The sequence below is a fragment of the Rhizobium sp. RHZ02 genome, from assembly GCF_014851575.1.
Classification (GTDB): domain Bacteria; phylum Pseudomonadota; class Alphaproteobacteria; order Rhizobiales; family Rhizobiaceae; genus Rhizobium; species Rhizobium altiplani.
Map to the genome: position 1 here is coordinate 233,477 of NZ_JACUZX010000005.1, position 18,519 is coordinate 251,995.

Annotated in this window: 18 protein-coding genes and 4 pseudogenes; 3 read left to right on the forward strand and 19 right to left on the reverse strand. The window is 62.3% G+C overall.

What is annotated here, in order from left to right; genetic code table 11:
• Nucleotides 1-30: 30 nt before the first annotated feature.
• The 3 genes from IB244_RS11060 to IB244_RS11070 all read right to left on the reverse strand — a co-directional run bounded on the left by IB244_RS11060 (nucleotide 31) and on the right by IB244_RS11070 (nucleotide 3,844).
• Complete coding sequence (locus IB244_RS11060; RefSeq protein ID WP_025659900.1) at nucleotides 31-1,452, reverse strand: sensor histidine kinase; 1,422 nt, start codon at nucleotides 1,450-1,452, stop codon at nucleotides 31-33.
• Complete coding sequence (locus IB244_RS11065) at nucleotides 1,449-2,126, reverse strand: response regulator transcription factor (protein ID WP_192241547.1); 678 nt, start codon at nucleotides 2,124-2,126, stop codon at nucleotides 1,449-1,451. The genes IB244_RS11060 and IB244_RS11065 overlap by 4 nt, the downstream gene beginning before the upstream one ends.
• Before the next feature lie 146 nt (nucleotides 2,127-2,272).
• Complete coding sequence (locus IB244_RS11070; RefSeq protein ID WP_062374591.1) at nucleotides 2,273-3,844, reverse strand: Do family serine endopeptidase; 1,572 nt, start codon at nucleotides 3,842-3,844, stop codon at nucleotides 2,273-2,275.
• Between the two features lie 219 nt (nucleotides 3,845-4,063).
• Here IB244_RS11070 and IB244_RS11075 point away from each other — a divergent pair, with 219 nt between their 5' ends.
• Nucleotides 4,064-5,242 carry an MFS transporter gene (locus tag IB244_RS11075; RefSeq protein WP_025659903.1) on the forward strand — a complete coding sequence of 393 codons (1,179 nt, stop codon included), beginning with the start codon at nucleotides 4,064-4,066 and terminating at the stop codon, nucleotides 5,240-5,242.
• Nucleotides 5,243-5,244: 2 nt separating this feature from the next.
• Here the strand turns inward: IB244_RS11075 and IB244_RS11080 are convergent, their stop codons facing one another.
• The 13 genes and pseudogenes from IB244_RS11080 to IB244_RS11140 form a co-directional block, all read right to left on the reverse strand.
• Complete coding sequence (locus IB244_RS11080; protein WP_192304220.1) at nucleotides 5,245-5,700, reverse strand: cytochrome c-type biogenesis protein CcmH; 456 nt, start codon at nucleotides 5,698-5,700, stop codon at nucleotides 5,245-5,247.
• Entirely contained in the window at nucleotides 5,697-7,685 is a 1,989-nt protein-coding gene (locus tag IB244_RS11085) for a heme lyase CcmF/NrfE family subunit (protein WP_192304222.1), read from the reverse strand. Before IB244_RS11085 ends, IB244_RS11080 begins: the two co-directional genes overlap by 4 nt.
• Nucleotides 7,682-8,134: a cytochrome c maturation protein CcmE gene (ccmE, locus tag IB244_RS11090; protein WP_025661001.1), complete on the reverse strand. Its 453-nt coding sequence runs from the start codon at nucleotides 8,132-8,134 to the stop codon at nucleotides 7,682-7,684. Before ccmE ends, IB244_RS11085 begins: the two co-directional genes overlap by 4 nt.
• On the reverse strand, nucleotides 8,131-9,579 hold the full coding sequence (ccmI, locus tag IB244_RS11100; RefSeq protein ID WP_409564058.1) for a c-type cytochrome biogenesis protein CcmI: 1,449 nt from the start codon (nucleotides 9,577-9,579) through the stop codon (nucleotides 8,131-8,133). The genes ccmE and ccmI overlap by 4 nt, the downstream gene beginning before the upstream one ends.
• Nucleotides 9,580-9,688: 109 nt before the next feature.
• The gene (locus IB244_RS11105; RefSeq protein ID WP_025661003.1) at nucleotides 9,689-10,114 is read right to left on the reverse strand and encodes a membrane protein; all 426 of its coding nucleotides are present in this window, start codon (nucleotides 10,112-10,114) and stop codon (nucleotides 9,689-9,691) included.
• A 116-nt stretch (nucleotides 10,115-10,230) separates the two neighbouring features.
• On the reverse strand, nucleotides 10,231-11,634 hold the full coding sequence (locus IB244_RS11110; protein ID WP_018860061.1) for a sensor histidine kinase: 1,404 nt from the start codon (nucleotides 11,632-11,634) through the stop codon (nucleotides 10,231-10,233).
• Entirely contained in the window at nucleotides 11,624-12,295 is a 672-nt protein-coding gene (locus IB244_RS11115; protein WP_192304224.1) for a response regulator transcription factor, read from the reverse strand. Before IB244_RS11115 ends, IB244_RS11110 begins: the two co-directional genes overlap by 11 nt.
• A 52-nt stretch (nucleotides 12,296-12,347) precedes the next feature.
• Nucleotides 12,348-12,596, reverse strand: a complete 249-nt coding sequence (locus tag IB244_RS11120; protein ID WP_018860059.1) for a hypothetical protein — start codon at nucleotides 12,594-12,596, stop codon at nucleotides 12,348-12,350.
• A 168-nt stretch (nucleotides 12,597-12,764) separates the two neighbouring features.
• A complete protein-coding gene (locus IB244_RS11125; RefSeq protein ID WP_018860058.1) occupies nucleotides 12,765-12,980 on the reverse strand; it encodes a hypothetical protein in 216 nt (71 codons plus the stop codon).
• A gap of 177 nt (nucleotides 12,981-13,157) precedes the next feature.
• Nucleotides 13,158-14,438 carry a phage tail protein gene (locus IB244_RS11130; RefSeq protein ID WP_246734390.1) on the reverse strand — a complete coding sequence of 427 codons (1,281 nt, stop codon included), beginning with the start codon at nucleotides 14,436-14,438 and terminating at the stop codon, nucleotides 13,158-13,160.
• Nucleotides 14,439-14,680: 242 nt separating this feature from the next.
• Nucleotides 14,681-14,812 (reverse strand): glycoside hydrolase TIM-barrel-like domain-containing protein, encoded by a 132-nt coding sequence (locus IB244_RS32110; RefSeq protein ID WP_245268046.1) that lies wholly within the window; start codon nucleotides 14,810-14,812, stop codon nucleotides 14,681-14,683.
• A gap of 52 nt (nucleotides 14,813-14,864) precedes the next feature.
• A pseudogene (locus tag IB244_RS11135) lies at nucleotides 14,865-15,080 on the reverse strand (gene transfer agent family protein); the annotation flags it as partial.
• A pseudogene (locus tag IB244_RS11140) lies at nucleotides 15,080-15,202 on the reverse strand (phage tail tube protein); the annotation flags it as partial. The pseudogenes IB244_RS11140 and IB244_RS11135, both read right to left, overlap by 1 nt.
• A gap of 180 nt (nucleotides 15,203-15,382) precedes the next feature.
• On the opposite strand from IB244_RS11140, the gene IB244_RS11145 reads away from it, so the two are divergent.
• Together IB244_RS11145 and IB244_RS11150 are read left to right on the forward strand one after the other, a co-directional pair.
• Nucleotides 15,383-16,597 (forward strand): MFS transporter, encoded by a 1,215-nt coding sequence (locus IB244_RS11145; protein ID WP_192304226.1) that lies wholly within the window; start codon nucleotides 15,383-15,385, stop codon nucleotides 16,595-16,597.
• A 97-nt stretch (nucleotides 16,598-16,694) separates the two neighbouring features.
• Nucleotides 16,695-17,087, forward strand: coding sequence for a GFA family protein (locus IB244_RS11150; RefSeq protein ID WP_018860054.1), 393 nt, complete (start codon nucleotides 16,695-16,697; stop codon nucleotides 17,085-17,087).
• Here the strand turns inward: IB244_RS11150 and IB244_RS11155 are convergent.
• From IB244_RS11155 to IB244_RS33075, 3 genes and pseudogenes are all read right to left on the reverse strand, one after another.
• Nucleotides 17,084-17,506, reverse strand: a complete 423-nt coding sequence (locus IB244_RS11155; RefSeq protein ID WP_192304228.1) for a DUF3168 domain-containing protein — start codon at nucleotides 17,504-17,506, stop codon at nucleotides 17,084-17,086. The genes IB244_RS11150 and IB244_RS11155 overlap by 4 nt on opposite strands.
• A gap of 99 nt (nucleotides 17,507-17,605) precedes the next feature.
• Nucleotides 17,606-17,940 (reverse strand): annotated as a pseudogene (locus IB244_RS11160) (phage head closure protein).
• Nucleotides 17,940-18,453: pseudogene (locus IB244_RS33075) on the reverse strand (hypothetical protein). Before IB244_RS33075 ends, IB244_RS11160 begins: the two co-directional pseudogenes overlap by 1 nt.
• Between the last annotated feature and the right edge of the window lie 66 nt (nucleotides 18,454-18,519).

Genomic DNA, 18,519 nt, shown 5'->3' on the forward strand with positions numbered 1-18,519 from the left:
GCGATGGCCAACACAGAATTCAATCAGTAGTCAACGTGTTCGCGGAGAGCTATTCACCGGAAAGATCATACTGACCGTGAGGCCGCGCTTTTCCTGATTTTGCGGATCGGTATCGGACAGTTCCAGCTTCCCGCCGTGCAGTTCCATCACCGCCTCGACCAAGGAGAGGCCAAGGCCGGTGCCGGGCTTGGAGCGGCTTTCATCCAGCCGCACGAAGCGCTTCAGCACATCCTCCCGCTTCTCGGCCGGGATTCCCGACCCATGATCAGCGACTGAGAGGCAAATGCCATCGGCCCGGCGGAGCAGCTTCAGCGCGATATCGCCGTGGCCCTCGGCATCCGAGGAATATTTGATGGCATTGTCGATGAGATTGAAAATCGCCTGGCCGATTAGCTCGCGGTTGCCCTGCACCTCAATATCCGGCTGGATCGATGATGTGAGCACCAACCCGGCTTCGTCGGCGACGGGTTCATAGAGTTCAGCGCTGTCTGCCACGATCGCCGAGAGGTCGACCGCCGACATTTCTGCGGCGACCGATCCCGCTTCGACGCGCGAGATCATCAGCAGTGCATTGAACGTACGGATCAGCTGATCGGACTCGGATATAATTCCCTCAAGCGCGACGCGTCGAACCTCGCCGTCCTTGGTGTCCAGTGCGTCGGCGGCCTTGTTGCGCAACCGCGTCAGCGGCGTCTTGAGGTCGTGCGCAATGTTGTCTGAGACCTGTCGCAATCCCTCGTTCAGCTTCTCTATCCGCCCGAGCATCGTATTGAGTGAAACAGACAGGCGATCGAACTCGTCGCCGGAACCGCCGACTGGAAGACGCTGCGAGAGGTCGCCAGCCATAATCTTCTTGCTGGCATCGGACATGCGGTCGATGCGTTTCAAGGCATTTCGACCGATGCCGAACCAGATGATGATCGCCCCGAGACCCATGATCGCGAGCGCGATCATCAGCGCCTGCCGGACCAGCCCGCGGAATGCCTCGGGCTCCCCGAGGTCGCGGCCGATCAGCAGACGCAACCCGTTGTCCAGCACGAAGATGTTGGCAACGGCCATGTGCCGGCGACTGATGCCGCTTTCCGCATAACGCTGATAGGTGAAGGGCATGGAGGTCCACCCCTCCTCATCGAGCACCCCGGGCTGCACAGATGCGACGTTACCGGCGAGGATATCGCCCGAGGGACCGGCAATGATATAGAGATTGGCACCGGGCTGGCGCGCGCGACGCTCCATCGTCCGAAGAAGAAGGTTCATGCCGCCGGCATCATAGGCCCGCTGGACCTGATCGACCTCCTGCTGCACGGCTTCGCGGATCTGGTTGGTCAGAAGCCGCTCGGACATCGCGGTCACATAGAAGACCAGCGTCGCGGCGCAGATGGCGAAGAGCAGGATGTAAAGTGCCGAGAGGCGGACTGCCGTAGACTTGAAGAGAAACCAGAAGCGGTTCATCCCTCGTCCTTGATCATATACCCCGCACCGCGAATGGTCTTGAGAAGCGGCTGGGCGAAGTCCTTCTCGATCTTCGACCGCAGTCGCGAAACATGAACGTCGATGACGTTGGTCTGAGGATCGAAGTGGTAGTCCCAGACGTTTTCGAGAAGCATCGTCCGGGTCACGACCTGACCGGCATTCTTCATCAAATATTCGAGGAGGCGGAATTCGCGCGGCTGCAGCGGTATTTCCTTGCCACCGCGTCGAACCTCATGCGCGAGCCGGTCCAGTTCAAGGTCGCCGACGCGATAGACAACGTCCTGATCCGGCGTGCCCTTGCGGCGGCCAAGCACCTCGACACGAGCAAGAAGTTCACTGAAGGCATAAGGCTTCGGCAGATAGTCGTCACCACCCGCCCTGAGGCCCGTCACGCGGTCGTCCACCTGGCCGAGAGCGGAGAGAATGAGAACCGGCGTATGAATTCCCTTGCGGCGCAATTCGCTGATGACGGACAAACCGTCGCGGCGCGGCAACATACGATCGATGACGATCACGTCATAGCTGTTTTCCGAGCCCATGAAGAGCCCGCTTTCGCCATCGCTCGCGTGATCGGCCACAATGCCAACCTCACGAAATGCCTTGGTGAGGTAGACCGCTGCTTCGAGATCGTCTTCGATAATGAGAATCTTCATGCGGTCGACATTACCTGCCGGCTGCGTTTCGGCAAGGCTCAAAGCTTCTTCCTGTTGCGAAGAGGTCATTGCGATCACCTACGGATATGGACGAAAGGGAGCCGCGCCCAGAAGGCGCGGCTCCCCCCTATGTCAGGGTTGGCGGATTAACCCTGGCCATTGATCGGAAGGGCGACGAAGCGGCTGCCTTCCTTCGACTGGATCTGGAAGAGTGCCCGCGTGCGGCCATCCTTCTTCGCCTGGTTCAGGACCTTGACGACATCATCAGCGTTGGAGACTTCCTGGTTGTTGACCGAGGTAATCTTTTCGCCTTCCTTGATGCCCTTGTCGGCCGCGTCGGAATCCGGGTCGATGCCGGTGATCTGCAGACCCTTGCCGTCTTCGGAAGGACCAACCGTCAAGCCCAGATCAGCCAGAGCCTTTTCGGAAGCAGGAGCCTGGCTTTCCGGTGCCTGATCGCCGTCGTCAGCGGAAGCATCCTTCTGTTCGGCGGGCAGCGTTCCGAGTTCGACCGTCAGAGACTGAGCCTTGCCGGCACGCCAGACGGAGAGCTCGACCTTCTTGCCGGGCGTCATGGCGCCGATACGGCGGCTGAGGTCGCGGGCATCCTTGACGGTTTCGCCGTTAACGGCGGTGACCACATCACCTGCCTTCATGCCAGCCTTTTCACCAGGCGTACCAGCCTGAGCGGAGACGACAAGCGCACCGCTCGCCTCGGAAAGGCCGAGCGAGTCGGCGATGTCCTTGGTGACGGGCTGGATCTGCACGCCGAGATAGCCGCGAGATACCTGGCCGTCCTTCATCAGGTCAGCAACGACATCCTTGGCCGTAGACGCCGGGATGGCAAACGCAATACCCACATTGCCGCCCGACGGAGAGAAGATCGCGGTGTTGATGCCGACGACTTCGCCACTGAGATTGAAGGTGGGGCCACCGGAGTTGCCGCGGTTCACAGCAGCGTCAACCTGCAGATAGTCGTCATACGGGCCGGAGCCGATGTCGCGGCCACGAGCCGAAACGATACCGGCCGTTACCGTACCACCGAGACCGAAGGGGTTACCGACAGCGACAACCCAGTCGCCGACGCGAACGCCGTTGTCATCGGCCCAGTTGACGTAGGTGAACTTGCGGCCCTTGCCATCAACCTTGAGGACGGCGAGGTCCGTACGGGGGTCCTTGCCGATCAGCTTGGCATCAAGCTCGGTGCCATCGTTCATGACCGCAACGAATGCCGCGCCGTCGGAAACGACGTGGTTGTTGGTGACGATGTAACCGTCTTCAGAAATGAAGAAGCCCGAGCCCTGGGCAACCGGACGCAGACGGCCCTTGCCATCCTGCGGGCCATGGTGACCCTGCGGACCACGACGGCCCTGCTGGCCCTGCGGACCTTGCTCACCGAACTGGCGGAAGAAAGGCTTCAGGGCATCCGGAAGATCGTCGAAACCACGGCCATTAAAGTCGAAGGCGAAGCCGTTGCCCTCGTCATCGGCGACGGGGTTGACACGGTTTTCGACACGCACGGAAACAACTGCCGGCGAAACCGCATCGACGACGTTCGCGAAGCTAGGAACAGACGGGGCCTGAACCTTTACGGCTTCGGCATAAGAGCGGGTGATTTCGAGGGGAATACCGGTCGCAAACACCGCAGCGGCAAGGCCGGCGACGGTCGAAGCCTTCAGCGCGGTATTGAGCGACGGAGCTTTGATATTCTTAAACATGAGTGCACCTTCTTTGACTTCAACATCTACAGGATCGGGATGACCAGATCGGGTGATGAAGCAAGATATAGGACGGCACACCTTACTGCGAACTGTCCGACCGATGAAAAATTCGTAATGTGCAATACGACGCGTTGCGATCCGTGCAGCAATCTCGCCCTCGACTAAGGCTCTGTGAGTCGATAAGCCTCCTTTCCACAACCGGAGGAGGACGAGACAATGGCCCATGTGGTCACGGGGGAGGATTTTGCGCCCGACACTGCCGCGCTGGCAGCCGTCATCTTCGGTGTCACCGCCTTCGCGGTTGCACAGGGACTGACCTACCCGCTGATTTCTCTGGTCCTCGAGCATCGTAACGTTGCACCCAGCCTCATCGGCTTCAACGCCGGTTGCTTTGCGGCGGGCCTTGCTGTCGCAACGTTTGCGGTCACGTGGCTGTCGCGAAAAGTCCGCGGCGATCGCTTGATCGTCGCAGGCCTCATCGGCTGTGCCGTCAGCCTCTCCACTTTCGCAACATTCGACTCGTTCTGGGTGTGGTGCGTCGCCCGACTTTTTCTCGGATTCTTCGTCAGCCTGATTTTCATGTTGAGCGAGGCCTGGCTCAACACCGCCTGTCCCGACCGCCTGCGCGGGCGCGTTTCCGGTCTCTACGGCGCCGGCATGTGCGGTGGCTTTGCCGCGGGTCCGCTCGTGATCCCGATCTTCGGCACGGAGCAAGGCTTCGCCTTCGCGCTGCTTGCCGTCTACGTCGCCTGCGTCGCCTTCCTGACGATCATCCTTACCCGGAGAGCACGGACGCTTCCCGAGCAGGCCGCCTCGGGAGCGCTCTTCAAGTTTGTCAGAAGCGCACCGATGCTGATCTGCATGGTGGTCGCATTTGCATTCGCCGACATTGCCGCCATTGCGGCGATGCCCGTCTATTTCGTCCGGCTCGGTTATTCCGAGGCGTTCGCCGCCATCAGCGTTACGGTGCTCGCACTGCCGACCGCGCTTGCCCAACCTGTCGTCGGCTGGCTGCTCGACAAGACCTCGCGCTTTGGCGTCGCCATCTGCTCCGGCCTGCTCGCCGGGCTGAGCTTCATCGCGATCCCGTTTCTTCAGTCGCAGGCGGCGATCCTGGTGATGTTCGGCATCATGGGCGCTGCTAGTTTTTCGCTCTACACCTGCGCCTTGACGATCCTCGGCGAGCGCTATGCCGGGGACACGCTTGTCGCGGGAAGTGCGGCCTTCGCCCTCGCCTACGCTGTCGGCAGCGCGGCGGGCTCGTCCTCGGTCGGCGCGATGATGGACGTCTATTCGCCATCGGCAGGACCTATTGCCGCCGGTAGTGTGGTGCTGGCATTCACGGGGGTGCTTGTCGCGTCTGTGGTGCGCCGCCGCCTCCACAGGCGGTCGTAGGATCACTCGTCGAGCAATTCTCTCAGGCGAGCCTGTTCTTCGGCTGTCAGCTTGGAGCCCGTCGGCCGGCCTACCCATTTCCGTGCGAAGACGATCAGCGAGAGGCCGCCTGCGACGGCGAGCAGAAGCGGCGCGCCCCACAGAAGGATCGTCTTCGTTTCGAAGCGCGGCTTCAACAGCACGAACTCGCCGTAGCGCGAGACGATGTAGTTCATCACCTGCTTGTTCGTATCGCCATCGGTCAGCCGCTCGCGCACCAGGAGGCGCAGGTCCTTGGCAAGTTCCGCATTGGAATCGTCGATTGACTGGTTCTGGCAGACCATGCAGCGCAGTTCGGCGGAGATCGCCCGGGCGCGCGCCTCGAGCGTCGGATCGGCAAGAACCTCGTCCGGGTTGACGGCAAAGGCCGGCGCGGCCGACAGAACTATCGCTATCACCAGGAGCAGACGCCTCATCATTCGGCCGGCTCCATGGCAGGACGCAGCGGCTTTGCCCTGCGGTTCGGCGCCCCGACACGCAGGCGCCGGTCGCTCAGCGACACGAAGCCGCCGATCGCCATGATCACCGCGCCACCCCAGATGCAGAGAATGAAGGGCTTCCACCAGATGCGCACGACCATGCCACCGTCGTTCGTCGGATCGCCGAGCGACACATAGAGCTGGCTCAGCCCGAACGTCACGATGCCGGCTTCCGTCGTCGGCATCTGCCGCGCCGTGTAGATCCGCTTGGACGACCAGACATCGGCAACCTCGACGCCGCCGCGGCCGATGGTGAAGTGACCGCGCTCTTCGCTGTAGTTCGGTCCGGTCGCCGGCTTCATGCCGTCGAACCGCACGGCGTAGCCGCCGGCTTCCACCGTCTGGCCGGACTTCATCTCGATGACATGCTCGGTTTCGAAGGTGGTCACCGCGACGATGCCGAGGACGGCAACACCAAGCCCGGCATGCGCGAACGCCGTGCCGAAGGCCGAGCGCGGCAGGCCGGCAAGGCGTCTCCAGGCGACGGAGGCAGCCACCTTGCCGACGCCGGCGCGATACCACAGATCGGCGATCGCGCCGAAGATCAGGAACAGCGCTGCAGCAAGGCCAAGCACGGCAAGCACGGGACCGCCGTGCTGGACATAGAAGAAGACCACCGCAACAACAAACGCCAGGATCGCGACCAGATAGAGCCGCTGCAGAACAGCGAGCAGATCGCCGCGCTTCCAGGCGAGCAGAGGGCCAAAGGGAACGATGACCAGCAGCGGCGCCATCAGCAGGCCGAAGGTCATGTTGAAGAAGGGCGGCCCGACCGAGATCTTGTCGCCGGTCAGCGTCTCCAAAAGCAGCGGATAGAGCGTGCCTGTCAGCACCGTGCCGCAGGCGACCGTGAGAATGAGGTTGTTGAGGACAAGCGCCCCTTCGCGCGAGATCGGCGCAAACAAGCCGCCGGCCGACAGCTGCGGCGCGCGGAAGGCAAAGAGCGACAGCGACCCGCCGATGAAGATCAGCAGAATGAACAGGACGAAGACGCCGCGGGTCGGATCGCTGGCAAAGGCGTGCACCGAGGTCAGGACCCCCGAGCGCACGAGGAACGTGCCCATCAGCGACAGCGAGAAGGTCAGGATGGCAAGCAGCACCGTCCAGATCTTCAGCGCCTCGCGTTTTTCCATGACGAGCGCCGAATGCAGCAGCGCGGTCCCGGCAAGCCAGGGCATGAAGGAGGCATTCTCGACCGGATCCCAGAACCACCAGCCGCCCCAGCCGAGCTCGTAATAGGCCCAGTAGGAGCCCATGGCGATGCCGAGCGTCAGGAACGTCCAGGCAGCCAGCGTCCAGGGCCGCACCCAGCGCGCCCAGGCGGCATCGATGCGGCCTTCGAGAAGGGCAGCCACGGCAAAGGAGAAGCAGACGGAGAAGCCGACATAGCCGAGATAGAGCAGCGGCGGGTGGATCGCCAGACCGACGTCCTGCAGCACCGGGTTGAGGTCCTTCCCCTCGGCCGGGGCCGGATCCAGCCGCATGAAGGGATTGGAGGTCAGCAGGATGAACAGGATGAAGGCGACCGATATCCAGGCCTGCACGGCGAGCACGTTTGCCCGCAGCGTATCGGGCAAATTCCGTCCGAAGACCGCGACCAGGGCGCTGAACAGCACCAGGATCAGCAGCCAGAGCATCATCGAGCCCTCGTGATTGCCCCAGACGCCTGACAACTTGAACAGCAGCGGCACAAGCGAATGGGAGTTCTCCCAGACGTTGGCGACCGAAAAGTCGGAGACGACGTGGGCGTAAGTCAGAACTCCGAAGGAGAACGCCACCAGCGCGAACATCGCCAGGGACCCTACAGAGGCCAGATCCATCATCGCACGGTCGAGGCGCCTTGCACCGATCACCGGCACGATGGAAACCACGAGCGCCGTCGCCAGCGCCAGGATCAGGGCATAGTGGCCGATCTCGATGATCATTGCACCGCCTCTCCTTCCTTCCAAAGCCCTTGGGCCTTCAGCTTGTCGGCGACTTCCTTCGGCATGTATTTCTCGTCGTGCTTGGCCAGCACCGTATCGGCGGTGAAGACGTCGCTGCCCGTTTCGAAACGCCCCTCGGTCACCACGCCCTGGCCCTCGCGAAAGAGGTCGGGAAGAATGCCGGTATATCGTACCCTGACCAGATCGCCGGTCGCATCGGTCACCGCAAACTGCACTGTCGATCCCCCCCCGCGCACGATGCTGCCCTCGCCCACCAGGCCACCGAGACGTATGCGCGTTCCAGGCGGCACCGGGTTCTTGGCGATATCCGCAGGCATATAGAAATAGGCCACCGACTGGCTGAAGGCGAACATGACGAGCAGCACCGCCGCAATGATGAAGCTCATGCCGCCACCGATCACCGCCAGGCGCTTCTGCTTGCGCGTCATTCCGTCATTCCTTCTGTCGCAATGTCGAGCTCTCGCGCCAGCGCCAACAGTTGCTTGCCTTGCTCGCCGGTTGCAGGGAATACCGCGAGTCCACGCTGCAACGCGTCGACCGCGTGCGCCTTTTCATTCAATACGGCATAAGAACGCACAAGCCGCAGCCAGCCTTCCAGATTGTTCGGGTCTTGGGTAAGCTTGGCATCAAGGCTTTCCACCATGCCGCGGATCATCTGTTGCTGGTCACCGGCACTCATGCTCTCGGCTGCGGCAACCTCAGCCTGGGTGGGATTACCGGGCGCGCTCGCGGCGCCGCTCGGCGACACGCCGCCATCCATCGCAATGCCAAGTTCTTGCGCCAGCGCAAGGAGTTGCTTGCCTTGTCCGCTGCTGGCCGGAAACGTTGCCAGTCCGCGCTTCAGAGCCGCAACTGCGCGATCCGTGTCTTTCAATACGACATAAGAGCGGACAAGCCGTAGCCAGCCTTCCAGATTGTTCGGGTCCTGGGTCAGCTTGGCATCAAGGCTCTCCACCATGCCGCGGATCATCTGTTGCTGGTCGCCCGGACTCATGCTCTCCGCAGCGGCAACCTCAGCCTGCGTCGGATTACCCGGCACGCGCGCGGCACCGCTCGGCGGCGCGCCGCCATTCTTCGCAATGTGTTCGGCGACCAGCGGCAACCAGGGCGCGTCGGCCGGCGATTGCTTCGCGAGCGCCTCGAAGGCGACCTTGGCCTCTGCCGCCTGACCAGCCTGCTCCATGCTAAGCGCAATGTAGAACCGGGCCTTCGGATTGTCGGGATCTAGCTGAAGCGACTGCTCCAACACCTTGCGCGCATCTTCGGTGACCACACCGTCCGAGATCGCCATCAGCGTCTCGGCAAGGCCGTCCAGCCGCGCCGGGCTCGGCCCGAGCAGACGGATCGCGCGGCGATAGGCATTCTCGGCATCGGCGACACGCATAGTGTTGAAGTATATCGGTGCCAGGACGTCCCAGCCCTTGCCGTCATCGGGATTTTGCGCCAGGTGCCGCTCGGCCTTGGCGACCAGGATCGCCATATCGTTGCCGGGATTCTCAAGTCTGGCTTGCAGCGGCTGCGACGGCAAATCGGGTCGCCCTACAAAAATGTAAAGACAGAGCCCCACCATCGGCAGGAGCAACAGCACGAACGCCTCGGAAAGACGGTGATGTTTCGAGGCCTTGCGATCGGTGACCGGCGCGGCCGAGACAGTGATCAGGCGCCGGCCAATTTCGGCTCGCGCGTAATCGGCCTCATCCTCTGAAATCAGCCCACCAGAGAGATCGCGATCGAGTTCCCGCAACTGATCGCGATAGACGGCAGCCTCCCCGGCATGCGCGTCATCGACCGCTCTCGTGTCACGCAGAAGCGGGTAAAGCAGAACGGCAGCGACGGCGGCCGTCAGAGCGGCCACAAGAATCCAGAAAAGCATAGATGCCAAATACTCGAAGCGAACATCTATTCCAACAAGCAAAGCCGCAATGACGATTATTTGAGGCGTTTGGCCGCAACATGGCCCGAGCAGTTAATTCTGCCGTCGCTCAGCCGAGGGGCGACCAACTGCCATTATCGTTTCGGCAGGCGGAACCGCGCGCCACCGTTTCCTTGCCGCCGATCGTCACGCTATGGGTATACTGACGGCAGTTCTGCGAGCCGACCTGGTAGGGTGCAGACGCGACGACCCTGCCGCTGACATTGCGCCCGCTCCAGACAACAGGCTGTCCGACTGCAGCACTTTCCAGCGCGCGATACTCGGCTTCCAGGGCGCGCTGGAGGTCGCTGTCGCTGATATCCACGCCGCTGCGACCGATGATGCCGCCCTGCAACGCCGCGATATAGGTAGCCGAAGCAGGAGGTTTCCTCGAGAAAAGACCGCCGGAGCCACCGCTTTTTGTCGATTGGCACGCTGAAAGCGTGATGGCGACAAGAAGCGAGGAAACGATCATGCCTTGCGAACGTAGCATCATTCAGCCGAACCAGAATTAGGTGTCAATTACGCAGCCACACGCGCACCAAGCCGTGTCGGCAATAAGGCAAAGCATGCTATGCAATCGCCTATGTCTATGTGACATCAAGCAAATGCTCACGCAACATCCTTTGTGATGCCAGGCAAAATAAGCCGGGCCTTCAATCCCTGCCATTCGCCGCGGGACAATTCGAGCCGCCCCTGATACTCGTTGGAAATCTCCGTCACGATCGAAAGTCCAAGGCCGGTGCCCGGTTTGCTTTCGTCCAGCCGCTTGCCGCGCTTCAGCGCCTCGCGAACCTGATCCTGCTCAAGTCCTGGCCCATCGTCCTCGACAACGAGCTCGACCCAGTGGCGACGCCCGCTGCCTTCCGTGCCCTTGACCTCCTCCGGTGCTTCCGCGACGGAAACGCGAACCTTGGTCGCCGCGAAACGGGCAGCATTCTCCAAAAGGTTACCGACGATCTCTTCTAGGTCCTGCTGTTCCATGGCGACCGCAACATGTGGCTGCGCCGCCGTGAGTTCAAACTGCTTGTCGGGGTTCAAGCGCCGCATCACGCGCACCAGGCGCTCAAGAGCGGGTTCGGCGTCGGTGCGGGCAAGCACGGATTCGCGTTGCGCCGCAATGCGGGCACGGTTCAGATACGACTGCACCTGGCCTTGCATCGCCTCCGCCTGGCCGCGCACGAGATCGCCGTGCGTGCGTTCCAGCACGCGCGCCTCGTTGAGCAGCACGGCAATCGGCGTCTTCAGGGAGTGGGCAAGGTTGCCGACCTGCATGCGCGCCCTCTCGACAATGCGGCGATTGCTGTCGATCAGCGCGTTGACCTCGTTGGCGAGCGGCAGGATTTCGCGCGGAAAATCGCCCTTCAACTGCTCGCTCTCGCCGGCGCGAATTCGCTCGAGCGCAGCGCGCGCCTTGTCGAGCGGCTTGAGGCCGTAGAGAATCGCCAGTGCGTTGACGATCAGGCTGCCGACACCGAAGCCGGCTAGCGCCAGGTAAAGGCTATGGGAGAAATTGCGAACGTCGTTCTCGACAACATCGACGTTGCCGGTCACGCGGAAGCGGGCGGCGCGACCGTCAGTATCCAGCACGACCTCGGTCTCGGCAACCTGGATCCGATTCCCCGCAGCATCCGTCACCTGATAGTAGCGCTCATAATTCTTGTCGAAGGGCGCTTCGAGAACAGAGGGTACAGGGATCGACGCGGAACCCAGCGAGGGCGACACGAGCGGCGGCGCCGTGTAGGTGCCGAGTGGTTCGACGACCCAATACCAGCCCGTCTTCGGCTGCGCAAAACGCAGGTCGCCAAGTTGCGGGCTGCCGCTGAGCGCCCCTTGGTCGCCGATCGTAACGGAATTGACGACGTTATAGAGCTGGGCGCGCAAAAGGTCCTGGAAGCCGCGCTCCGCGCTCTTTCGGTAGAGCGTCGAGATCAGCAACCCGATGACGACAAGCGCGACAGTCGACCAGATCGTGGTCAGCAGCAGGACGCGTGCAGTAAGCGATTTAATTCGCATTGTTCGGCGCTTGGATGCGGTAGCCGAGCCCGCGCACCGTTTCGATCAGATCGACGCCCATCTTCTTGCGAAGGCGCCCGACGAAAACCTCGATCGTATTGGAATCGCGGTCGAAATCCTGATCGTACATATGTTCGACCAGCTCGGTACGCGAAACCACTTCCCCCATGTGATGCATGAGATAGGACAGCAGCCGGTACTCATGCGAGGTCAGCTTCAGCGCCACACCATTGACTGTCGCCTTTGAGCTCTTGGTATCGAGCCGCACGGGGCCGCAGACGATCTCGGACGAGGAATGCCCCGCCGCGCGGCGGATCAGGGCGCGGATGCGTGCCAGCACTTCCTCGACATGGAACGGCTTGGTGACGTAGTCATCCGCGCCGGCGTCGATGCCCGCGACCTTGTCGCTCCAGCGGTCGCGCGCCGTCAGGATCAGCACGGGCATGCCGCGACCTGCGCCACGCCACTTTTCGAGCACCGTGACGCCATCCAGTTCCGGCAGTCCGATATCGAGAATGATCGCGTCATAAGGCTCGGTATCGCCGAGGAAGTGGCCCTCCTCGCCGTCAAAGGCCTGATCGACGACGTAACCGGCTTCCTTCAACGTGTCGCTGAGCTGCCGGTTCAGGTTGACATCGTCTTCGACTACCAGAATGCGCATCGGTCCGCTTTGCTCCGCTTGATCTCTTGGCGTCTAGATAGGGCGATTCTGCCTACATCGGAACCTTGACGGTCACTTTACGCGGGCGCTGTCCGTTGCCTTGGACGAGGACGGTGATGATGCAGCTGTCGCCAGCAGGCTGAACGGAAAGGAGCTGACCTCCCGTTTTTTCCACAACCTCACGCGCGGCCTCGCTGCAATCGCCTGCAACACGCACCGTCAGGGTACGCGGATTATCCGGTGAGGGCGACGTTATCGCCAGCCCGGCGGCTAGCGCTGCGACGCTCAAGGGAGAGGCCATGTGCAATGCTTTCAATGGATACTAACTTGGCCCAGACTATGTACTCAAGAGACCTGAATGGCAAATGAATGCCTTGTAATCCTTGATATTTAGAACAATTCCGAATTCACGCCAGGCGTGTTCAAAAGTCCGGTCGGCGAACGAAGCTTTCCGCTCGCCGCGCCGGATTCAAGAAACGGACTTGATGGTCGCCTTGGCGGTGACACGCCCGTAAGCAGCGAGCAGGCCGCCGAGTGCGCCAGCTATGTTGACGACTGTGTCGACCAACTGGCTCTTGTCCGTCGCACCAAGGTCGATACTGACAAAATGCAACACAGATGCGACGATTGAAATCAGCGCGCCCCAAATGGTCTTCGAACTGTACCAATTCTTCAGATCTATCATTTTCTCTCCTTCAAGATGAAATTCACACAACACATGTCGCGTGCGCCGGAATGCCGAGCGACACACGTTCCCCAAGTTGCCTGACACGCAGGCTGAGGCTGTTTTGCGGATGGCCGAAATCGGCGAGTTCGTCAGCGGTGGGATAAACCCACTCCGCCCTGTCGGATTCGCTTACTCTCAGAACCGCGTCACCGTCCATAATCTCGACGCGGTAGCGTTCAAACGGCTCATCCAGCGGAATTTCGGCGGCGAGCCAGTTGTCGGCGCTGTCGCGCCCGCGCCGGATCCAGGGACCTTCACGCCATCGTCGTTGCGCGCGCATCTGATGTGGACGGGGGCAAGCGGCGTCAGTGCCCGCAGGCCTCCCTCGAAGGCAAAGGGGCCGGCCTTCCCAGCCGACGAGGCCGTTTCGGCGATCCAATTCAACCGCAGGTCCATTTCGTCGCTGCCGAGGCCGAGCGGCTTGACCGCTTCGTCGAGCAGCACGACGGCCGAGCCGACTGCTGCCCCGGAAAGCATCGCATCCTCGGTGCCGGCAAGCGCCCGTAACAAGCCATGCAGCGCCCAACGCCCACTCTCTACCTCCTCGGCCTCCCGGAACGCCAGGACTTCCCAGGCACCGTTGACCGACAAGAGCGCCATAAGGTTGGCGCCATTCAGAACTGAGGTCGCCGGTGCCGAAGCCCGGCCGCCATATGGCAGATCAAGTTCGAGCGGCAGTGACCAGTCAAAGCGGCCGACAACCCCTGCCGCGAGCGCGCATGTCAATGAGCCAATGCGGGCCGGCCGATCGAGTAGCACCCTGCCCTTGTAACCCTCGCTCGTAGCAGACGACGATAGCCCGATTGTTGTCCACGGTTTTGCAAAGGCTGCGCCTCGGGCGAAGCTCGAAGGATCGCTGCCATCGAATCGCGGCAGATCCATCAGCTGAACGACGGGAGAAAACAGGTTCGAGCCGCCCTCGCCGCTCGGCTTTGCACCAGTAACCGTCCCTGCACTCCTATCGACCGAGGCCGCAAATTCGCGCGCCTCGACCCGGCGGGCGTCCCCATCTTCGACGCGGGTGATCAGGAAGCGACCGCGGGGTCCGCCTGGGAGTGTAACGATATCGCCAGTCTGGATACGCATCTCATTCGGCGGCAGTAAGAACCGGATGGAGCGCCGGGCAATGCGATTGTCGCGCAACAACGCCTCGTTAGCGGCAAGCGCCGTCTCCTCAGGTACGACGGCTGTGAGATGCTGCTGAATGATCCGGATCGTCGATTGCGCCACGCGATGGGAACGGGCGCTCGCCTGCTCATAATCGAGGTCGGGGTTGTAGAAGCTCAGCAAGGCTTCGGCGGCAAAATCGCTGTCATGACCACGCGTCTCCTGCCACAGCGGCTCGTCTTCGCGGTCCACAAGAATTTCGACTGGCAGCGCCGGCAGGCTTGTCCGCATGCGGGACCGGAAACGCAAAAGCCCCGCATCTTCGATCGCATCGATCCGAAACGCTTCCTGGAGTGGCTAGATCAGGCTGCGCGCGGTGTCCCCCTGCACATACCCCGACAGATCGCCGCTGACCTCCGATACGTCGAAATCGTCAAAGCCGTGTTCCCGCAGCACCGCGGCCACGACCTCCGCCGGAGTGCCACCACCGAGCCTGCCGTTCAGCCAATGCCCAATCCTCCAGTTGGCGCCGTCACTCCATGTCGATGTATTCAGCGCGGAAAGGCCGGAAAAGGCCGCGCGTCCCACGACCAGACGAAAAGGTGCGCCGGATCGACCATTCCGGCCGGAGGACCACCGCTGGTCCACGACGCGTGATGCGCCTCCAGGAAACGCCGCTGCATGGTGTCGGCTCGGCTTCGGTTGGAAAAATAGGGAGCTGCACTTTCCGACGCCGCCGCGAGGACCGGCGCCGATGATACGGATCATGTCGGCTGCCTTCAGCTGTCCGCGCGAGAAGCGCTCGGCCAGACCGACGAGATTGTCCGCGGAGAACGCTGTCTCCAGTTCCGCCAACGCGTCAAGCATGAGGCAGAGGATCCGCTGTTCACCATCGATGACAGCCTCGATCTCGCCGCGGCGCCGGTTCGCCCTTGCCCCCGCCGCCCGCATCAGAGCGCCTCGAAGCTGATGACGCCGGCCGATTCCAGCGCCAGCTCGAACATCACCTCGCCATTATACTGGCCGGAATATTCGAGCGCGCTCGCCTGGAACGGCCCCGCCACCGTTTTGTAAGCCGTACCGTTGAATATCTTCAGGAGCAGGTCCTTGCCCTTCTGCGCCACCGTTGTCCGATCCCTTCGAGGAAACAGGCGCAGCCGGCGCCCTTGGTGTCATCCACTTGTCACTTTCAACCAGCCGGCGAAGCTGCTACGACCTTGCCCGCCCCCACCCCGTTCGCGTCAAAGCCCTCCATGTCTCGATCCATCCCCCTGCGCTCGGTGCAGACGATTGCCGTGCTTGCCGTCACCCAGCTGATTGGCTGGGGCAGTACCTTCGACATGCTCGGTGTCATGGGGCGCGTCATCGCGCCGGATCTCGGCTTGCCGAACGAGGTGGTTTTCGGCGGGTTGAGCATCATGATGGTCGTCAGCGCCCTTGTCGGCCCTGGGACGGGCCGCCTGCTCGCCCGGCATGGAGCCGCCCGCGTGCTCGCCGCCGCGTCGATTACCTTCACGATCGGCCTGCTGCTGTTGTCAGCCGCGCACGGCCTCGTCCTCTATGGACTTGCCTGGATTGCGATCGGCGCCGGCGGCGCCTTCGGTCTTTCCGCTCCGGCCTATACCGCCGTCGTCGAGCGAGCCGGACCTGACAGCAAACGGGTGATTGCCATCCTCATGCTGTTCACCGGCCTTTCGAGCGCGATCTTCTGGCCGATCCTCAGTCAGCTGAACGCGAGCGTCGGCTGGCGCATGACGTTTCTCATCTGCGCGGCGCTGCAGTTTTTCGTCTGCCTGCCGCTGCATATTTTCGCCCTGCCGAAGCCGATCGCCTTTACTGCGGACAGCAGCGCCGCACAGGAAACGCCGGTGCCGCTTTCGCCTGCGGGACAGCGCAAGGCCTTCCTGCTGATTGCCGCCGCAACGACGATATCGACTTTCGTGACTTTCGGGGTGTCGCCATCGCTGCTCGAAATACTGCGTCAGTCAGGCGCCTCGCCTGCGCTGGCGCTGCAGCTCGGTTCGGCACGCGGCGTGATCGGCATTTCCGCCCGCATCCTGGATATGCTCCTCGGGCGTCGCGGCAATCCGATCCTCAGCGCCGCAATGGGCGTGAGCCTGATGGTCTCAAGCTTCGTGATGATGCTGCTGATCCCGCCCTCGACGCCACTGCTCGTCACCTTCATCCTGCTCTATGGCTTCGGCTCCGGTGTCATGACCGTTGCCCGCACCCTGCTGCCGCTCGCCCTGTTCTCGCCGCGCGAATTCGGGCTGCAATCAGCCCGCCTGTCGCTGCCGCAGAACCTCGCCAATGCCATCGCACCCGTCGTCTTCACGGCGATCCTCGATCGCGCCGGTGCCGGAACCGCAATCGCGACATGCGCCGCGCTCGCCGTCATCTCGCTCGGCTTCGTGCTGACGCTGGCTGCGCAGGTCAAGGCAGCGACCAGGGTATACGAACCGGCCTGAGAGATGCAGGCAGTTGCTGCGATGGGCGGGACATTTCAGGTCACCTTCCCATCTTCTTCATAAGCAGCCCACCGCTTGATCTTGGAGGAGAAACAACATGGACCGGTTCACTGGCGGTTGCCGCTGCGGCAATGTCCGCCTCGTGGCTATTGGACGCCCCTATCGGGTCGGCATTTGTCATTGTCTCGACTGCCGCAAGCATCATGGCGCACTCTTTCACGCATCCGCGATCTTTCCTCAGGATGCGGTGACGGTCGAAGGCGAGACAGGTGAGTACGACGGGCGGTTCTTCTGCCCCCGCTGCGGCTCCCCGGTTTTCGGGCGCTCCGGGGATGAGGTCGAAGTGAACCTCGGATCGCTCGATGCTCCCGACCAGTTACAGCCAACTTACGAACTCTGGACCATCCGCCGCGAGTCGTGGCTGCCGCCGTTTCCGCTGGCGAGACGATACGAAGGCGACCGCGACGCCACGAGCCGCTTCGAGGCCTAGGTTGCGTCGCTATGCAGCGGCGGCTCCGTCACAGCCCGATAGCGCAACTCGGCGACATAGAGCTTCGTCTTCGGTTCGCGGCGGCTCTGCGTCCTGAGATGCAGCAGGCTGACGAGGTGATACGCTCCAAGATCGAGCGCCACATCCTGCAGCAGGGCGTGGAGACGCGAGGCCACCAGCTGCGCCTGCCTTCGCCCACCCACGTCGAAGCAGATTTCGAGCGACACCAAATGCTCCTCGCCTCTCTCGGTCGAAGTCGAATAGTCGTTGCTGACGAGTTCGCCGATCAGCACGCAAGGAAGCTTTCGCCCGGTCACCAGCCGATCGCGGATACCGTCGTCGCCGATCATGACGAGAAGCTCTGCGTCGCCGGTCAGGCGTGCATGGATAGCCGTCAGCAGTTCATTGGCTGCGCTCATGGCTCTCGCCTCCGTTTGCCGGCGAATTACCTGCGGTATCTCTAGCTAGCCGCGCCAGGATCGCCGCCAGATCGCGGAGCGTGATCGAAAGGGCAGTGCTCATCGTAACTCTTCCTCGCAGAGGCAGCAGAGGTAGCGGCCGGTCTCATCCGGATCGCGCCAGGTGCCGATGGCAAACAGCCGATCGCCCTTGCGCAGCCGCATCCCGGCCCTGATGTCGCTGCGGAACCGCAGCCAGATACGGTGGGTCAGCGTGAAAACATCCGCGCCCGCCCGCTCCTCGCGCACTTCGCTCACCGGCTCGATCCGCGCCCACATGGAAGCAATTGCGGCAAAGGTGACGGTCGCGCCACCCTGCCCGTCCGGCGCTTCTTCCGGCGCCTCCAGGTCGAGCGCGCGGTCATCTGGCCGGGATCGAAGAAGACGGATCGCATCAGAGCCTCCGCATCAGGAACGGCGCCACCAATCGGTCGTAACCAGCGGGTACGTCTGCTGGCTGGTCCTCGACGGCGACGGCGCCCCTGAAGGCGAACATCTGGGCGACATGCACAGCAGCGCCCGCTTCAGTGTGTCGGGCACCTCGGCACCGCTCTCGCCGAAGCCGGCGGAAAAATCGATCTCGATGCCGCTTGCGGCAATGGCAGGGTTCAAGTTTCGAGCCAGCACAGACGCGCCGGCCGGGCAGTACCGTCAAGCACATGGCCGGCCGCGGGCAAGACCACTTCCTCGCCCACCTCATCGTAAATACTCAGGCTTTCAACCGCTTGCACCGGTCCCTTGGCAATCTGAATCACGCGATCTTCAGGTAACGATTCAAGATGGAGGCGCCAGACCTGGGTGATCAGGCAGAGGCCCGTCGTGCGCTTCGGATGCTCGCGGGCGACGCTGATCAGCGAGGCCAGCAGCGCATCTTCGCTGCCGTCATCAAGCGGCAGATGGGCCTTCACTTCCGCAAGGTGGGGTAATCAGTGCAAAAGTCATGGACGATCTTGGATTGGTTTGATGCAGGCATA

What these genes read in the sequence shown, in the direction of transcription:
- IB244_RS11060 (WP_025659900.1), bottom strand. Translation starts at nt 1,452, where the DNA reads ATGAACCGCTTCTGGTTTCTCTTCAAGTCTACGGCAGTCCGCCTCTCG.
- IB244_RS11065 (WP_192241547.1), bottom strand. Translation starts at nt 2,126, where the DNA reads ATGAAGATTCTCATTATCGAAGACGATCTCGAAGCAGCGGTCTACCTC.
- IB244_RS11070 (WP_062374591.1), bottom strand. Translation starts at nt 3,844, where the DNA reads ATGTTTAAGAATATCAAAGCTCCGTCGCTCAATACCGCGCTGAAGGCT.
- IB244_RS11075 (WP_025659903.1), top strand. Translation starts at nt 4,064, where the DNA reads ATGGCCCATGTGGTCACGGGGGAGGATTTTGCGCCCGACACTGCCGCG.
- IB244_RS11080 (WP_192304220.1), bottom strand. Translation starts at nt 5,700, where the DNA reads ATGATGAGGCGTCTGCTCCTGGTGATAGCGATAGTTCTGTCGGCCGCG.
- IB244_RS11085 (WP_192304222.1), bottom strand. Translation starts at nt 7,685, where the DNA reads ATGATCATCGAGATCGGCCACTATGCCCTGATCCTGGCGCTGGCGACG.
- ccmE (WP_025661001.1), bottom strand. Translation starts at nt 8,134, where the DNA reads ATGACGCGCAAGCAGAAGCGCCTGGCGGTGATCGGTGGCGGCATGAGC.
- ccmI (WP_409564058.1), bottom strand. Translation starts at nt 9,579, where the DNA reads ATGCTTTTCTGGATTCTTGTGGCCGCTCTGACGGCCGCCGTCGCTGCC.
- IB244_RS11105 (WP_025661003.1), bottom strand. Translation starts at nt 10,114, where the DNA reads ATGATGCTACGTTCGCAAGGCATGATCGTTTCCTCGCTTCTTGTCGCC.
- IB244_RS11110 (WP_018860061.1), bottom strand. Translation starts at nt 11,634, where the DNA reads ATGCGAATTAAATCGCTTACTGCACGCGTCCTGCTGCTGACCACGATC.
- IB244_RS11115 (WP_192304224.1), bottom strand. Translation starts at nt 12,295, where the DNA reads ATGCGCATTCTGGTAGTCGAAGACGATGTCAACCTGAACCGGCAGCTC.
- IB244_RS11120 (WP_018860059.1), bottom strand. Translation starts at nt 12,596, where the DNA reads ATGGCCTCTCCCTTGAGCGTCGCAGCGCTAGCCGCCGGGCTGGCGATA.
- IB244_RS11125 (WP_018860058.1), bottom strand. Translation starts at nt 12,980, where the DNA reads ATGATAGATCTGAAGAATTGGTACAGTTCGAAGACCATTTGGGGCGCG.
- IB244_RS32110 (WP_245268046.1), bottom strand. Translation starts at nt 14,812, where the DNA reads ATGCAGCGGCGTTTCCTGGAGGCGCATCACGCGTCGTGGACCAGCGGT.
- IB244_RS11145 (WP_192304226.1), top strand. Translation starts at nt 15,383, where the DNA reads ATGTCTCGATCCATCCCCCTGCGCTCGGTGCAGACGATTGCCGTGCTT.
- IB244_RS11150 (WP_018860054.1), top strand. Translation starts at nt 16,695, where the DNA reads ATGGACCGGTTCACTGGCGGTTGCCGCTGCGGCAATGTCCGCCTCGTG.
- IB244_RS11155 (WP_192304228.1), bottom strand. Translation starts at nt 17,506, where the DNA reads ATGAGCGCAGCCAATGAACTGCTGACGGCTATCCATGCACGCCTGACC.